Source organism: Streptomyces decoyicus (genome assembly GCF_019880305.1).
Taxonomy (GTDB): domain Bacteria; phylum Actinomycetota; class Actinomycetes; order Streptomycetales; family Streptomycetaceae; genus Streptomyces; species Streptomyces decoyicus.
In genome coordinates this window covers 5,801,551-5,817,452 of record NZ_CP082301.1, presented here as the reverse complement: position 1 = coordinate 5,817,452, position 15,902 = coordinate 5,801,551, and the positions used below count along the sequence as shown (strand labels likewise).

Here is a 15,902-nt window from a genome sequence, read left to right as displayed (position 1 = left end):
CTTCCGCCGTCCTACTGGCGGGCCTTCCACTTCTCCCAGGAGAGGTTCCAGTCGCTGAAGCCGTTGTCAGGCCGGATCGTTTCGTCATGCGAGTTCTTGACGATGACCACATCGCCGACGACGGAGTTGCGGAAGAACCACGCCGCCGGGGTGGAGCTGTCGCCGCCACCGCGCTGGTCGAAGAGGCCCACACAGCCGTGGCTGGCGTTGCGGTTGCCGAAGGTCGCGCTGCCCGACCAGTAGTTGCCGTGGAGGAACGTGCCGGAGGTGCTCAGCCGCAGCGCATGCGGGACGTCCTTGATGTCGTACTCGCCGCCGAAGCCGACGGTGTCACCGTTCATCCGCGTCACGAGATGCTTCTCGCTGATCACCATCTTGCCGTTGTACGTCTCGGTGCCGGGCGCGCCCGAGGTGATCGGGATGGTCTTGATCCGCTTGCCGTCGCGGACCACGGTCATCTTCTTCGACTCGGCGTCGACCGTGCTGATCTGGCTGCGGCCGATGGTGAACGAGACCTCCTTGGCCTGGGTGCCGTAGACACCGGGCCGGCCCTCGACGCCGTTGAGGTCGAGCTTGAGGGTGACCTTGGTGCCGGGCGCCCAGTACTTCTCGGGGCGGAAGTCGAGGCGGTCGTTGCCGAACCAGTGGCCCTCGACCGGGACCGACGGCTTCGCGGTGACCTTGATGGCGTCCTCGACGGCCTTCGGGTCGGTGATGCCGCGGGTGAAGTGGATCGAGACCGGCATCCCGACACCGACCTGCTGGCCGTTCTCGGGGGTGTACTGGCCGATGAAGGTGTTCTTGGGGACGAGGGTGGTGAAGCTGGAGTGCTCGGCGGCCTCCCGGCCCTCGCCGTCCACCGCTATGGCGTCGACGGTGTACTCCGTCGAGGCGCCCAGATGGCCGCTCGGCTGCCACAGGGCGCCGCTGCCCGCTATCTTCCCGTCGACCTCGTTGCCCTTGCCGTCCTTGACCTTGACGGACTTGAGCTTGCCCTTCTGGGCGGTCACCTTCAGCGCGCCACTGGTGGCGACGTCATGCGCGCCGTCCTTGGGCGCTATCGTCACGGCCGCCTGCGAGGCGGCCTTGTCCCCGCCCGCCTTGCCGGCCGGACTGTCCTCGTCGCCGTCGCCGCCACATGCGGTCACCAGCAACACCGCCCCGAGCACCAGGGCCAGCGGGCCCCCGCCCTTGTACGGCCACCGACGCCGGCGAGCCGGCTCCCCCGAATTCGGCTGGACGTTCACAACTGGCCCCTTTTCCCCTCGCACGGCCCGCAGTCCCCCGCGCGCGGGTGCGGACAGCCGCGCGCTTGCCGTTAGATAACCACACCGCGGTGACAGTGAACTCCCCGTGAATGTCACCGTTTAGTCCCAAGTGCGGGGGTGGTGCGGGGGCAGGGGGCGGGCGGGGGTCGGCGGGCCGGTGCCCGGTCAGTCCAGCGCGGACCCGGCCCGCCACAGCTCCCAGGGCATGTTCCAGCCGCCGAGGCCGTTGTCCGGCGCGACCGTACGCTCCGGGGAGTGCTGCACCACCACGGTGTCGCCGACGATCGAGCGGCCGAAGAACCAGCCCGCCGGGGTGTGCGGGCCGCCGCCCTTGATGTCCTTGAGCCCGACGCAGCCATGGCTGGTGTTGAGGCCGCCGAAGATCTCGGGCGGCGCCCAGTAGTTGCCGTGGAGGAAGGTCCCTGACCTGGTGAGGCGCATGGCGTGCGGCACGTCCGGGATGTCGTACTCGCCGCCGAAGCCGACGGTGTCCCCGTCCATCCGCGTCATCGAGTGCCGCTCCAGGATCACCATCTTCCCGTTGTAGGTGGGGTTCTCGTCGTCGCCCGCGGTGACCGGCAGCACCGCCACCACCCGGCCGCCCTGGCGCACCGTCATGGTGTGCCGGGCAGCATCGATGACGCTGACCTGGTCCCGGCCCACCCGGTAGCGGACGGTCCTGCGCTGCGTCCCGTAGGCGCCCGGTCCGGCCTTCACCCCGCGCAGCCGCAGCTCCACCGTGATCTCGGTGCCCGGACGCCAGCGCTCACGGGGCCGGAAGTCCAGCCTGCGGTGGCCGAACCAGTGGGCGGCGATCTCGACGGCGGGCCGGGCGCCGACCTTGACGGCGCGTTCGACGGCCGCGCGGTCGGCGAGCGGCCGGTTGAAGACCAGCGAGAAGATCAGGCCGGTGCCGACCGTGGCGTCGCTCTGCGGTGAGAAGTGGCCGGTGAAGCGGCGGGCGGGTACGGAGGTGGTGAAGGTGGTGTGGCGGGCCGAGCGGTGGCCGGCGCCGTCCAGCGCCACCGCGTCGACGGTGTACTTCGCACCGAGTTGGAGACGTCCGGGAACCGGCCGCCAGGCCATGCCGTCCGGGGAGATCCGCCCGGCGACCGGCTGCCGGCCGGCGTCACCGGTCCGGCTGACCTCGACCCGCTCCAGCCGCCCCTGCGGCACCCGGACCTCGAACCGCCCGTCGGCCCGCACGCCGTGTGCGCCGTTGTGCGGGATGACCCTGATCGTCTCCTCCGGGGAGCGCGGCTTGCCGCCGACGAACACCTCCGCGTCCGTGCAGCCGGCCAGCGCCACCGCCCCGGCGAGCCCGGCCACGGCGGCGAGGACGACGCGGGTACGGCGGGCCGCCCGCGCCGCCGCCCGACGGCCCGTCCGAACGTGCGCCCGGTCCGGCACCCGGCCCCGCACACGGATTCCCTGGCGGTGCTTCGCTCGGTCCCCTGCTCGGTTCTGCTGATGGGCGGTCATATACCGGATTGTGACGGATGATGCTCAAGTTAGGAGGTATGCCGCGTAACGGAATGTCACGGACACGCAGGGCAGCGGAACAATCAGCCCTCGCCGCGAGAAGCGTGAGGCAACGCCTGGTTGCGGGAAGAACAACGGGGAGGGCGGGGACACCTGCACGGCCGGGACTCCTCCAGCTGACGCTGGGCGGTACCCCCATGCCGGGGACACCGCCCGACCGAGCCATGAGCCGCAGGAGGCCGGCACGTGTCGAGCGCACCCGAGCAGGAGGCGGTGGCGGATGAACCACTCGCCCCACCCGCTGACATCCGCCCCGGCAACCCCACGCCCCTAGGGGCCCGATACCGCACCGCCCCCGATGGCATCGCCGGCACCAACTTCGCCCTGTGGGCGGGCGGCGCCGAGGCCGTGGAACTGTGTCTCTTCGACGACGCGGAGCGCGAGACGCGCCATGCGCTGACCGAGCTCACCCACGAGATCTGGCACGGCTTCCTGCCCGGCGTCCGCCCCGGCCAGCGCTACGGCTACCGGGTGCACGGCCGCTGGGACCCCTGGAGCGGCGCCCGCTGGAACCCGGCGAAGCTGCTGCTGGACCCGTATGCCAGGGCCGTGGACGGCGATTTCGGCACCCGTACGGAGCCGTCCGGGGCGGGGTCCGCGCTGCCCGCCCAGCTCTACGGGCATGTCCGCGACTGGCCGCAGCAGCAGGTCGCCGACACCGTGCGCGACGACCGGGACTCGGCGCCGTACGTCCCCAAGGGCGTCGTGGTCGGCGAGGGCACCGGGGACGAGGGCGGCGCCGACGAATGGGAGGACGACCGCAGGCCCAAGACGCCGTGGCCGGATTCCGTCCTCTACGAACTGCATGTGCGCGGCTTCACGATGCGTCACCCCGGTATTCCGGAGCGGCTGCGCGGCACGTACGCGGGGCTCGCGCACCCCGCCGCGCTGGAGCACCTCGTCCGGCTCGGCGTCACCGCCGTCGAGCTGCTGCCCGTCCACCAGTTCGCGCACGAGGACCATCTGGTGCGCCGGGGGCTGCGCAACTACTGGGGCTACAACTCCATCGGCTACTTCGCGCCCCATGCCGGATACGCCGCCACCGGGACCCGGGGGCAGCAGGTCGGCGAGTTCAAGCGGATGGTGCGGGCGCTGCACGACGCGGGCATCGAGGTGATCCTCGACGTCGTCTACAACCACACCGCGGAGGCCGGCGAGCTGGGACCGACGCTCTCCCTGCGGGGCATCGACAACCGCGGCTACTACCGCCTGGCGGGCGAGGCCCGCCGCTACACGGACTACACCGGCTGCGGCAACACCCTGCATGTCGTCCAGCCCCATGTCCTGCGTCTGATCACCGATTCGCTGCGCTACTGGGTCACCGAGATGGGCGTGGACGGCTTCCGCTTCGATCTGGCGGCCGCACTGGCCCGCTCCATGCACGACGTCGACATGCTCTCCCCGTTCCTGGCGGTGATCGCCCAGGACCCGGTGCTGCGCCGGGTCAAGCTGATTGCCGAGCCCTGGGACGTGGGATCGGGCGGCTACCAGGTCGGCGCCTTCCCTCCGTTGTGGACGGAGTGGAACGACCGCTACCGCGACACCGTCCGCGACTTCTGGCGCGGCGCCCAGCACGATGTCCGCGACCTGGGCTACCGCCTCTCCGGATCGAGCGACCTGTACGCCTGGGGCGGCCGCCGCCCGTACGCCTCGGTCAACTTCATCACCGCGCACGACGGCTTCACCCTCCGCGACCTGGTCACCTACGAGCACAAGCGCAACGCGGACAACGGGGAGGGCAACCGCGACGGCACCCACGACAACCGGTCGTGGAACTGCGGTGCCGAGGGCGAGACCGACGACCCGGACGTCACCGCACTGCGCCACCGCCAGCTGCGCAATCTCCTGACCACCCTCCTGCTGTCGACGGGCGTGCCGATGCTGGTCGCGGGCGACGAGATGGGCCGCACCCAGCACGGCAACAACAACGCCTACTGCCAGGACAACGCGACCAGTTGGCTCGACTGGTCGCTGCTGGAGGATCCCCGGTGGCGGCCGCTGGCCGACCTCGCCGCCCGGCTCATCGCCCTGCGCCGCGCCCACCCCGTGCTCCGCCGCCGGGCGTTCTTCTCCGGGCGGCCGCATCAGCAGGGCGGTCTGCGCGATCTCGCCTGGTTCACCGCGGACGGCACCGAGATGGCCGAACAGGACTGGTACACCCCGGGAGCCACGCTGGGCATGTACCTCTCCGGGAACGACATCTCCCAGCGCGACGCCCGGGGCATCCGCATCGTCGACGACAGCTTCCTCGCCGTGCTCCACGCCGCCGCCCACCCGCGCCCGTTCACCCTCCCCGGACCGCCCTGGGCCCGCGCCTACGAGCTCCTCGTCGACACGGCCAGGGAGGAGCAGCCGGGGGCGGCGGAACCGCCGTACGCGGCGGGCGGCACAGTCACCCTGGCCGGGCGGTCGGTGGTGCTGTTCCGGGCGGTGCCGGGCTGAGGCGGATGGCGGCGGCGGCACGGGGCCGTCGACGGTAGGGCGGCCGGACCTCGGCGCGGGGCGGCTCCGGCCGACCCGCGGCGCGGCTCGAAACAACGGGCGGGGGCGCCGGTCGGGGAAAACCGCATGAGCGTTGTCAGTGACGCGCCTTACGCTCGCGAGTGATGGCCGATACCGCGCACACCTCGCCCCCGCCCGACCGGACCGCCTTACCTCAACGCTCCGCAGCGCGCTCGCTGTTGCGCCTGTGGCCGTTCGCCCGGCCCGTGCGGGTGCGCCTGTTCACGGCTGCGTGCGTGGGCGTGCTGGCCTCGTGCATCGGCCTGGTCATCCCGCTGGTGCTCAAGTGGATGGTGGACGGGCCCGTGGCGGAGCGCGATCCGGGCGGGGTGTGGCTCGGTGGCGCGTACCTGTTGCTGCTCGGGATCGCGGAGGCGCTGCTGTTCGGGCTGCGGCGACGGCTGGTGGCGCGTCCGCTGGCCGGGGTGGAGGCCGCGATGCGTGACGCGCTGTACCGCCACCTCCAGCGGCTGCCGGTCGCCTTCCACGACCGCTGGTCCTCGGGCCAGTTGTTGTCGCGTGGCACGACCGACCTTCAGCTGGTGCGCCTGTTTCTCGCCTTCCCTCTGACGTTTCTGCTGGTCAATGCCACCACCATCCTGGTGGGCGCGGTGCTCCTGCTGGCCCAGCGGTGGTCGCTGGGGCTGGTGCTGCTGGCGCCGGTGGTGCCGCTGATGGTGCTGTGCTCGGTCTTCGAGGCGAAGTACGGTCGCGCCGCGCGCCGGACCCAGGACCAGCTGGGCGATCTGACGACGGTGGTCGAGGAGTCGGTGCTCGGCATCCGCATCATCAAGGGCTTCGGACGCCATCGCAGCCAGGCGCGGGCCTTCAGGGAGCTGACGCACGCGCTGCGTACGTCCGAACTCCGCAAGGCGCGGCTGCTGGCCTGGATCCTGGGGTTCAACACCACCCTCCCGGAGATCGCGATCGGCGGCGCCCTGGTGCTCGGCACCCTCCAGGTGGCCGACGGCGTGCTGTCCGCGGGCACCCTCGTCGCCTTCCTGTCGACCGCGCTGGCACTGCGCTGGCCGGTGGAGTCGATCGGCTTCCTGCTGGCCATGGGCAACGAGGCGGCGACGGCCAGCGACCGGTACTTCGAGGTCATGGACGTGCCGGCCGTGGACGCACCGGTTACGGGAGCACGGGCCGCGGGCGCACCGGCTGCGGACGCTCCGGCCACGGGCGCACCGGACCGGCACGAACCGGCCGCGCAGGAACCGGCATCCGCCGACGCGCGCCCCGGCACCGGCGGGCTGGTCTTCTCCGGTGTCGAGTTCCGCTACCCCGACGCGCCGCCGGACTCCCCGCCCCTCCTCGAGGACATCACCCTGCACATCCGGCCCGGCGAGACGATGGCGCTGGTCGGGGCGACGGGCAGCGGGAAGACCACCCTCACGGCGCTGGTGCCGCGGCTGTACGACCCCACGGCGGGCCGGATCAGCCTCGACGGGCGCGATCTGGCGACGCTCGGCCGGGACGAGGTCCGTGCGCTGGTCGCGGTGGCCTTCGAGGAGCCGACGCTCTTCTCGGCGACCGTCGCGGAGAACGTGCTGATGGGCGGGGAGAACGCCCAGGAGAGCGATCTCCGGCGGGCGTTGGCGGTGGCGCAGGCCGAGGGATTCGTCGGCGCTCTCCCCGAAGGCAGTGCGACCCAGGTCGGCGAGCAGGGGCTGAGCCTGTCCGGCGGGCAGCGGCAACGGCTCGCCCTGGCCCGTGCCGTGGTCGGCCGCCCGCGCTTCCTGATCCTCGACGATCCGCTCTCCGCCCTCGATGTGCACACCGAAGCTCTGGTCGAGGCGGCGCTGCGCCGGGTCCTGGCGACCACCACCGCCCTGGTCGTCGCCCACCGGCCGTCCACGGTCCTGCTCGCCGACCGGGTGGCGCTGCTCTCCGGCGGCCGGATCGCCGCCGTCGGCACCCACCACCAACTGCTGCGGGACAACCCCGAGTACAGCACCCTGATGTCCGGCGAGGGAGAGGGCGCCCGATGACCACCACCGCCACCGGCCTCCCGTCCGACGACCCCGAGGGTCCCGAGGGCCGCCCCGGCCCGCAGCAACCCCCTTCCCCGCCGCGGCCGCCGGAGGCCGGGGACTCCCCCGCAGCCGACTCCTTCGCCCTCGATGTGCTCCCCACCCCCAAGGGCGCCTCGCGCACCCTCCTCGGCTCGCTGCTGGCGCCGCAGCGGCGCCGGGTCTGGGCGGCGGCCGTCCTGCTGCTGCTCCAGCAGGCCGCCGTGCAGGCCGGTCCGCTGCTGGTCGCCTACGCGCTCGACCGCGCGGTCCCGGCGCTGCGGGCGGGCGATCACGGACCGCTGATCGCCGTGGCGGTGGCGGCGGTGCTGTGCGCGGGGGCGTCCGGCGGGCTCCAGTTCGGCTTCATCCAGCTCTCCGCACGGGTCAGCCAGGAGGTCCTGCTCGACCTCCGCGGGCGGATCTTCCGGCATGCGCAGGCGCTCAGCCTGGACTTCCACGAGCGCTATACCTCCGGCCGGCTGATCTCCCGGGCCACGACGGACGTGGAATCGCTGCGCGAACTCCTCGAAGAGGGGCTCCAGGAGCTGGTCACGATCATCCTGTCGACGGTCTACATCACCGCCACCCTGGTCTACCTGGACTCGGGCTTCGGCGCGGCCGCCCTCGCCTCCGCCGGGCCGCTCGCCCTCCTCGTACGCTCCTTCCGGCGCCGTTCGCACCGGGTCTACAGCGCGAAGTCGACGGCGATGGCGGGCGTCATCGTGAAGTTCACCGAGACCCTCAACGGCATCCGCCCGGTGCAGGCGTTCCGCCGCGAGCGGCCGAACGACGCCGCATTCGCCCGGCTGAACCACGCACACGCACGGATCAACGGCGACACCTTCCTGGAGATGGCGCGCTATGTCGTCCTCTCCCGGCTGGCGGCCAATACCGCGGTCGCCGCGATCGTCCTGTGGGGCGCCTATCGCGTGGCCACGGGCGGCCTGGCGCTCGGCGTCCTGGCCGCCGGGGTGCTCTATCTGCGGCGGCTGTACGACCCCATCGACCGCCTCGGGATGTTCCTCAACTCCTATGAATCCGCGGCCGCTTCCCTCCAGAAGGTCGCCGGACTGCTCTCCCGGCGCCCCGGCGTCCCCGAGCCCGGGGCACCCGCCACGCTGCCGGCCGTAGCGGCCGGCCGGCCGGGCCGCGAGGTCGTCTTCCGCGACGTCCGCTTCGCCTACCGCACCGGCGGTGAGGTGCTGCCGCGCTTCGAGTTGACCCTTGCGGCGGGCACCACCGTCGCCGTGGTGGGCGCCACCGGCGCCGGCAAGTCCACCCTCGCCAAGCTGCTGGCCCGCTTCTACGACCCCACCGAGGGCCAGGTGCTGCTCGACGGCGTCGATCTGCGCGCGCTGTCCACCACCACGCTGCGCCGCGGCGTCGTCATGGTCACCCAGGAGGCGTTCCTGTTCTCCGGCACGGTCGCCGACAACATCGCCCTCGGCCGCCCGGACGCCACCCGCGAGGAGATCGAACACGCCGCGAAGGCCATCGGCGCCCATGACTTCATCGCCGCCCTGCCGGACGGCTACGACACCGACGTCCGCAAGCGCGGCGGCCGGATCTCCGCCGGCCAGCGCCAACTGGTGGGCTTCGCCCGCGCCCTGCTCGCCGACCCCGCCGTGCTCATCCTCGACGAGGCCACCAGCTCCCTGGACATCCCCGGTGAACGTGCGGTGCAGCGCGCCATGACCACGGTGCTGCACGGCCGTACGGCCCTGGTGATCGCGCACCGCCTCTCGACCGTCGACATCGCCGACCGGGTCCTGGTGATGGCCGACGGCCGGATCGTCGAGGACGGCCCGCCGGCCCACCTCATCGCCGACCGGGGCCGGTTCGCCGAGCTGCACCAGGCGTGGCGGGACAGCGTGGGGTAGGGGGCGGAGACGCGGTACCGCGAGCGGCAGAGCGGGCCGGCGGCACGGCTGACGGACCTGGTCGGCGGACTGCGGGTGCTCAACGGCCTGGGCGGGGAAGAGGTGTTCGCCGACCGCTACCGGCGCGCGTCACAGGCGCTGCGCGGCGAGGGGTACCGCGTCGGATCGGTGAAGAGCTGGGTGCATGCCCTCGGGGTCGGCCTGCCGACGCTGTTCCTGGCCGCGGTGACCTGGCCGGCGGCCCGGATGGCGGCCCAAGGACCATCACGGTGGGCGAGTTGGTGGCGGTCGACGGCCATGCGGCGGCCCTGGTGGTACCGGTGTCGTTCTTCATCGAGGGCGGCTACGACCTCACCCGGGGGCTGGTGGCCGCCCGGCGGGTCGTACGGTTCCTGGCGCTGGAGCCGGAGCGCCCATGGGGTGCCCGTGCGGCACGGGACGCTCCCGGCGCCGGCTCCGTGCTGCATGATCCGGCGTCGGGTGTCGAGGTGTTCCCGGGCTGCTGACCGCACTGGCCACCGCCCGGCCGGCCGAGTGGGCGGCGGTGGTCGACCGCCTCGGCCGGTTCGCGGATTCGGCCGCGACCTGGGGCGCGGCACGTCTCGACGAGATCGCGCCACGGCAGCTCCGTGAGCGGATCCTGGTCGCGGACAACGAAGCGGATCTGTTCGCCGGGATGCTGCGCGAGGTGGTCGCCGGACACCGGGACCCGTCCGAGGAGGCGATCGGCCGCGCCGTCCGGACGGCCGTGGCCGGTACATCGTCCGCGGTCTGCCGGACGGGCTCGACGCACCGGTCGAGGCGCAGGGCCGCAAGCTCTCCGGCGGTCAGCGACAGCGGCTGCGCCTGGTGCGGGCGCTGCTGGCCGACCCCGAGGTGCTGCTCGCCGTCGAACCGACCTCGGCCGTCGACGCGCACACCGAGGCGGCCCTCGCGACCCGGCTGCACACCGCACGACGCTGCGCGGAGCACTTTCCGCCGTGGGGCCGACCGGGCCGCCGAGCTGCCGGCCGGCCTGGACACCGAACTGGGCGCCGGCGGCCTCCACGACGGTGCCCAGTCCCAGCAACTGGCCCTGGCCCGGGTGGTGCCGGCGGATCCGCACACCCTGATCCTGGACGAGGCGACCGCGCTGCTCGATCCCCGTACGGCACGGCACACGGAGCGCGCTCTGGCCGCCGCTCTGAAGGGCCGTACGGTCATCGCCATCGCGCACCGTCTGCACACCGCACACGACGCGGACCGGGTGGCCGTCATGGAGGCCGGCCGGCTGGCCGAACTCGGCACCCACGACGAGCTGGTGGCGGCGGACGGCGCGTACGCCGCCCTGTGGCGCTCCTGGCACGGCTAGGGCCTGTCGTTTGCATCAGGCCCTAGGGCGGGCCCGCAAAGTCCCGCCCCTGGGGCCCGAGGTGCCCGGCGGGGCGGATCTTCAGGGGACGGGATCCGGACGGCTATGAGCTGCGGTGGGAGCGGTTTACGAAGGTTTGAAAGGGCGTGGACGGGTCGCGCGGCCGATCACGGGCCGTCCGGCTACCGGACACCGATTTCGCGCAACGGACGGTTTTTGGCCAATCGTTGAACGGACCCTGACAACAAGCCACTTGTGGTGGGACTCTTCCCGGCAACCGCCGCACGGATCCCCACAGCACCACATCCCGCGGCCCCAGGTACCGCCTGCTCCACCCGTACGTCCAGCACCTCCCGTACGTCCAGCACCTCCCGTACGTCTCCCCCCACACGCTCCAAGAGTTCTGCCTCGCTCTGCCCGGACGGCCGCTTCGCCGCCCGGTCCCCCTCGGCCGCCTCGCCACGCAGCGGCCACCGCAGAAGGAGTCAGTGTGAGACGCACCCCCCATGGACGCGCCGTTGCAACCGGCGCACTCGTCGCCGTCACGGCGATGCTGGCAGTCGGCGTCCAGGCCGGCACCGGCACGGCGGCCGCCCCGCGGCCGGGCACCACGCATGCCACCCCCGATCCCGGCGCCCTGCCGGCCAAGCTGTCCCCGTCCCAGCGTGCGGAGCTGATACGGGCAGCCGGCGCCACCACCGCCGAGACCGCGCGGCAGCTGAAGCTCGGCGCGAAGGAGAAGCTGGTCGTCAAGGACGTCTCGAAGGACGTCGACGGCACCGTCCACACCCGCTACGAGCGCACCTACGACGGGCTGCCCGTCCTCGGCGGCGACCTCGTGGTGCACGAGAGCAAGGGCGGCACGCTCAAGGGCGTCACCAAGGCCGTCCGTTCCCAGATCAAGGTCGCCGGCACCACCGCGAAGGTGAAGCCGGCCGCGGCCGAGGCGAAGGCCGTCAAGTCGGCGCAGGCGCTCGGGTCGAAGAAGACCGAGGCCGCGAAGGCACCGCGCAAGGTGGTCTGGGTCGCCGACGGCAAGCCGCTGCTCGCGTACGAAACCGTGGTCGGCGGGCTCCAGGACGACGGCACCCCCAACGAGCTGCACGTCATCACGGATGCCACGACCGGCGCCAAGCTCTTCCAGTACCAGGGGATCGAGAACGGCGTCGGCAACACCCAGTACAGCGGCAAGGTCACCGTCGGCACGTCGGGCTCGGCGCCGAACTTCTCGATGACCGACCCCACCCGCGGCAACCACAAGACCTACGACCTCAAGCACGGCTCCTCCGGGACCGGCACGCTGTTCACCGACGCGGACGACACCTGGGGCGACGGCACCCCGCAGAACGCCCAGACGGCGGGTGCCGACGCGGCCTTCGGTGCCCAGGTGACCTGGGACTACTACAAGAACGTGCACGGCCGCAGCGGCATCAAGGGCGACGGCGTCGGCGCCTACTCCCGGGTCCACTACGGCAACAGCTACGTCAACGCCTTCTGGGACGACGGCTGCTTCTGCATGACGTACGGCGACGGCAGCGGCAACTCCGCCCCGCTGACCTCCATCGACGTGGCCGGCCACGAGATGTCGCACGGTGTCACCGCGGCCACCGCCGACCTCACCTACAGCGGGGAGTCCGGCGGCCTGAACGAGGCGACCTCCGACATCTTCGGTACGGCGGTGGAGTTCTACGCCAACAACTCCTCCGACCCCGGTGACTACCTCATCGGCGAGAAGATCGACATCAATGGCGACGGCACCCCGCTGCGCTACATGGACAAGCCGTCCAAGGACGGTGCGTCGGCCGACTACTGGTCGAGCAACGTCGGCAACAAGGACGTGCACTACTCGTCCGGTGTCGCCAACCACTTCTTCTACCTGCTGTCCGAGGGCAGCGGCCCGAAGGACATCGGCGGCGTCCACTACGACAGCCCGACCTTCGACAACCTGCCGGTCCCGGGCATCGGCCGGGCCAACGCCGAGAAGGTCTGGTTCAAGGCACTCAGCCAGTACATGAGCGCCAACACCAACTACGCGGCCGCCCGCACCGCCACCCTCAAGGCCGCCGCCGACCTGTTCGGTGAGGGCAGCGCCTCGTACAACACGGTCGCCAACACCTGGGCGGCGGTCAACGTCGGCTCCCGCGTCCCGGACAGCGGCGCGGTCTCCGTCACCAACCCGGGCAGCCAGACCAGCACCGTGGGCCAGGCTGCGAGCCTCCAGATCAAGGCGAGCAGCGGTACCGCGGGCGCACTGTCGTACGCGGCGACCGGGCTGCCCGCCGGGCTGTCGATCAACGCGACCACCGGTCTGATCTCCGGTACGCCGACCACGGCCGGCACCGGGAATGTGACGGTCACGGTCACCGACGCCGCGAAGAAGACCGGTACCACCGCCTTCACCTGGACCATCAACCCGGCCGGCGGCAGCAACGTCTTCGAGAACACCGACGACGTGGCGATCCCGGACGCGGGCGCGGCGGTCACCTCACCGCTCAATGTCGGCCGCACCGGCAACGCGCCGAGCACGCTGAAGGTCGCGGTGGACATCGTGCACACCTACCGCGGTGACCTGGTCGTGGACCTGATCGCCCCGGACGGCACGGCCTACCGGCTGAAGAACTCCAGCGCCTTCGACTCGGCGGCCGACGTGAAGACCACCTACACCGTCAACGCCTCCGCGGAGAAGGCGAGCGGGACCTGGAAGCTTCGGGTCCAGGACGTCTACTCTCAGGACTCCGGCTACATCAACGGCTGGAAGCTGACGTTCTGACCGGACGGCGGCACTCGGCCTTCACCCTCGTGTGACATAGGCGGGCCGGTGGATCAAGAACCTCGCAACTGACCTGTCAGGGCAAGCCTGTTGGGCGTCACTCCCGGATCTTCGGGGGTGGCGCCCAGCTCCGTTATACGAACAGCGATCACCTCTCTACGGACATTTTTCGGCCAATCTCCGAACACCCTCCTGACATGCACGCGTTCGAAATGGCAGTCTTCCCGAACGCACGTCACACCCGCATCGCTTTGCACCCCCACCACTTGGCAAAGTTGAAGGAGCACGCGTGACCCCCCACATGTCCCGTAAGACCCGTGTCGCCGGTACCGCCATAGCCGCAGCGGCCCTCCTGGCCGCCGGCATCACCGCAGGTACCGCCGGCGCCTCGTCCGTCCAGGCCCCCACCGCGGACGGTTCACCCCTCAAGCTGAGTGCCTCGCACCGCGCGGAACTGCTGCGCGACGCGGGCGCCACCAAGGCGCAGACCGCCAAGGAACTCGGTCTGGGCGCACAGGAGAAGCTGGTCGTCAAGGACGTCATCAAGGACGCCGACGGCACCACGCACACCCGCTACGACCGCACCTACGCCGGACTGCCGGTGCTGGGCGGCGACCTGATCGTGCACACCGCCAAGGGCGGCGCGATCAAGAGCACCACCAAGTCGACCGACAAGTCGGTCAAGGTGGCCTCCACCACGGCGAAGATCGCCCCGACGGCCGCCGCACAGTCGGCGCAGGGCACCGCGGCGAAGTCGCTCAGCGCGAAGAAGGCCGACGCGCAGGCCCCCAAGAAGGTCGTCTGGGCCGCCTCCGGCAAGCCCGTCCTCGCCTACGACACCATCGTCAAGGGCGTCAAGAAGGACGGCACCCCCAGCCGGATGCACGTCATCACCGACGCCAACAGCGGCAAGAAGCTGTTCCAGTACGACGACATTCACACCGGCAAGGGCGAGAGCGAGTTCAGCGGCAGCGTCGAGCTGGGCACCACCAAGGAGGGCAGCGGCTTCACGCTGACCGACAAGGAGCGCGGCGGTCACAAGACCACCAACCTGGAGAACTCCGAGTCCGGTGAAGGCAAGGCCTTCACGGACGAGGACGACAAGTGGGGCACCGGCAAGCCCGACGACCCGCAGACCGCGGCCGTCGACGCGCACTACGGTGCCGCCGAGACCTGGGACTACTACAAGACGGTGCACGGCCGCGCCGGCATCAAGGGTGACGGCAAGGGTGCCTCCTCGCGCGTCCACTACGGCAACAACTACGTCAACGCCTTCTGGGACGACGACTGCTTCTGCATGACGTACGGCGACGGCGAGGGCAACAAGGCCCCGCTCACCGCCATCGACGTCGCGGCGCACGAGATGTCGCACGGTGTCACCTCCGCCACCGCCAACCTCACCTACAGCGGTGAGTCCGGCGGCCTGAACGAGGGCACCTCGGACATCTTCGGTACCTCGGTCGAGTTCTACGCCAAGAACGACAAGGACCCGGGCGACTACCTCATCGGCGAGAAGATCGACATCAACGGTGACGGCACGCCGCTGCGCTACATGGACAAGCCGTCCAAGGACGGTCAGTCGAAGGACTTCTGGGACTCCAGCACCGGTGGCCTCGACCCGCACTACTCCTCGGGCGTCGCCAACCACTTCTTCTACCTGCTGTCCGAGGGCAGCGGCCCGAAGGAGATCGGTGGCGTGAAGTACGACAGCCCGACGAAGGACAACACCAAGGTCGAGGGCATCGGCCGGGACAAGGCCGAGAAGATCTGGTTCAAGGCCCTGACCGAGTACATGACCTCGAACACCGACTACAAGGCCGCCCGTGAGGCGACCGTCAAGGCGGCCACCGACCTGTACAAGGCCGGCAGCCCCGAGGTCAAGGGCGTCGAGGCCGCGTGGGACGGCGTCGCCGTCAAGTGACGCACCGCGCGGGAACGCGCTGATCGTCCCGGGGTGAACCACCCCGGAGCGGGCGGTGTCCGGAGAGCACTTCTCCGGGCACCGCCTTCGCGCGTCACGGGGCGGCCGCGCCCACCGGGTGCGCGGCCGCGGGCCGTGGCGCGCCGGCCGGAGGAGGGCGCGGGAGCCGGATCAGGTCTCCGGCGCCCGGCCTCGTGGTCGCGGTGTGCGGTAGCGGGGCTGCGGCCGTAGCCCCGGCGGCCCGTCAGGAGCAGGCGGCGCCGGCCGGCGAGGGGGCGCTGCGCGGCGAAGCCATAGCGGGGGCCGTCTCCCCAGGTCAGGGCCCCCGGGGCGAACGCGACCGGTGGCCCGCGCCCTCCGCCCCGTCCCGCTCGGTCACCTGTACGCCCTCGGCCCTCCCCCTCCGCTCCGCACGGCCCGGCGCCGCCCTCCCGCAGCGGAAGTACGCGTGGACCCGGGGCTCCGGGCGCCGGCCTTCGCGTCAACTCACCTGCTCAAAAGCGTAGTTCGGCGACTTTCCGCAACCGGCACCCCTCCCCGATCCCGGCATCCGCCGATATGGCTGATTCCACCCCCTCATGCGCTCTTGTACGGACTCCCTCCTAGAGGGAGGCTGCGTGTGGCGCCGAGGAAACCCGGCCCGGCACCGGACA

Annotated in this window: 8 protein-coding genes and 1 pseudogene; 7 read left to right on the top strand and 2 right to left on the bottom strand. The window is 71.5% G+C overall.

The window, feature by feature from the left end:
* Positions 1-11: 11 nt before the first annotated feature.
* Together K7C20_RS25735 and K7C20_RS25730 are read right to left on the bottom strand one after the other, a co-directional pair.
* Positions 12-1,247, bottom strand: a complete 1,236-nt coding sequence (locus K7C20_RS25735) for a L,D-transpeptidase (RefSeq protein ID WP_030089116.1) — start codon at positions 1,245-1,247, stop codon at positions 12-14.
* Between the two features lie 186 nt (positions 1,248-1,433).
* Positions 1,434-2,750, bottom strand: a complete 1,317-nt coding sequence (locus K7C20_RS25730; protein ID WP_078953506.1) for a L,D-transpeptidase — start codon at positions 2,748-2,750, stop codon at positions 1,434-1,436.
* Positions 2,751-2,996: 246 nt separating this feature from the next.
* Between K7C20_RS25730 and glgX the strand changes: the two genes are divergently transcribed.
* From glgX to K7C20_RS25695, 7 genes and pseudogenes are all read left to right on the top strand, one after another.
* Entirely contained in the window at positions 2,997-5,252 is a 2,256-nt protein-coding gene (gene glgX, locus K7C20_RS25725; RefSeq protein WP_053210128.1) for a glycogen debranching protein GlgX, read from the top strand.
* 164 nt (positions 5,253-5,416) lie between these two features.
* Positions 5,417-7,303 (top strand): ABC transporter ATP-binding protein, encoded by a 1,887-nt coding sequence (locus tag K7C20_RS25720; RefSeq protein WP_053210127.1) that lies wholly within the window; start codon positions 5,417-5,419, stop codon positions 7,301-7,303.
* Positions 7,300-9,207 (top strand): ABC transporter ATP-binding protein, encoded by a 1,908-nt coding sequence (locus K7C20_RS25715; RefSeq protein ID WP_053210126.1) that lies wholly within the window; start codon positions 7,300-7,302, stop codon positions 9,205-9,207. The genes K7C20_RS25720 and K7C20_RS25715 overlap by 4 nt, the downstream gene beginning before the upstream one ends.
* Positions 9,208-10,164, top strand: a pseudogene (locus K7C20_RS25710) (ATP-binding cassette domain-containing protein); the annotation flags it as partial.
* A 127-nt stretch (positions 10,165-10,291) separates the two neighbouring features.
* Positions 10,292-10,558 (top strand): hypothetical protein, encoded by a 267-nt coding sequence (locus K7C20_RS25705; RefSeq protein ID WP_409351321.1) that lies wholly within the window; start codon positions 10,292-10,294, stop codon positions 10,556-10,558.
* A 490-nt stretch (positions 10,559-11,048) separates the two neighbouring features.
* Entirely contained in the window at positions 11,049-13,328 is a 2,280-nt protein-coding gene (locus K7C20_RS25700) for a M4 family metallopeptidase (RefSeq protein WP_053210125.1), read from the top strand.
* A gap of 289 nt (positions 13,329-13,617) precedes the next feature.
* A complete protein-coding gene (locus K7C20_RS25695; RefSeq protein WP_030089099.1) occupies positions 13,618-15,249 on the top strand; it encodes a M4 family metallopeptidase in 1,632 nt (543 codons plus the stop codon).
* Positions 15,250-15,902: the final 653 nt, after the last annotated feature.